The 742-nt window shown below is 77.0% G+C and carries 1 protein-coding gene; it reads left to right on the top strand.

Going from position 1 to position 742, the window contains the following annotated elements; all coding sequences use genetic code 11:
- Nucleotides 1-742, top strand: a 742-nt coding sequence (locus tag C667_RS23610; RefSeq protein WP_004391546.1) for an ATP-binding protein, incomplete at both ends; no start/stop codon positions are given.

The following is a 742-nucleotide window of genomic DNA, read 5'->3' as shown; positions in this document are numbered from 1 at the left end:
GTCGCGCGCTGGTGCTCGCGCCCGCGAATGCGGCCGAGGCCGCGCTTGCGCGCAGCGCCACGGTGCTGCCGGCCGACAGCCTGGGCGCGGTGTGCGCGCATCTCAACGGGCACACCCGCCTCGAACCCGCACCCGCGCTGGCCCCCGAAGACGCGGACGGCGCCGGACTGCCCGACCTCGCGGACGTGCGCGGCCAGCTGCAGGCGCGACGTGCGCTCGAGGTCGCCGCGGCGGGCGGGCACTCGCTGCTGCTGTTCGGGCCGCCGGGCACCGGCAAGTCGATGCTGGCACAGCGCCTGCCGGGCGTGCTGCCGGCGATGGACGAGGACGAGGCGATCGAGGCCGCCGCGGTGGCCTCGATCGAGGGGCGCTTCGATCCGCACGGCTTCCACCGCCGGCCGTTCCGCGCGCCGCACCACTCGGCCTCGGCGGCGGCGCTGGTGGGTGGCGGCGCGGTGCCGCGCCCGGGCGAGATCTCGCTCGCGCACCATGGCGTGCTGTTCCTCGACGAGCTGCCCGAATTCGACCGCCGCGTGCTCGAGTCCCTGCGCGAGCCGCTGGAGACCGGCACCGTCACGGTGTCGCGTGCGCGCCGGCGCGCGGAGTTCCCCGCCCGCTTCCAGCTCGTCGCCGCGATGAACCCCTGTCCCTGCGGAAACCTCGGCGATCCCCGCCGCGCCTGCCGGTGCACGCCGGACCAGGTCGCGCGCTACCGTGGGCGGCTGTCGGGCCCGCTGCTCGA

It is taken from the genome of Thauera phenylacetica B4P (genome assembly GCF_000310225.1).
Classification (GTDB): Bacteria; Pseudomonadota; Gammaproteobacteria; order Burkholderiales; family Rhodocyclaceae; genus Thauera; species Thauera phenylacetica.
This window is presented reverse-complemented; position numbering and strand designations above follow the sequence as displayed.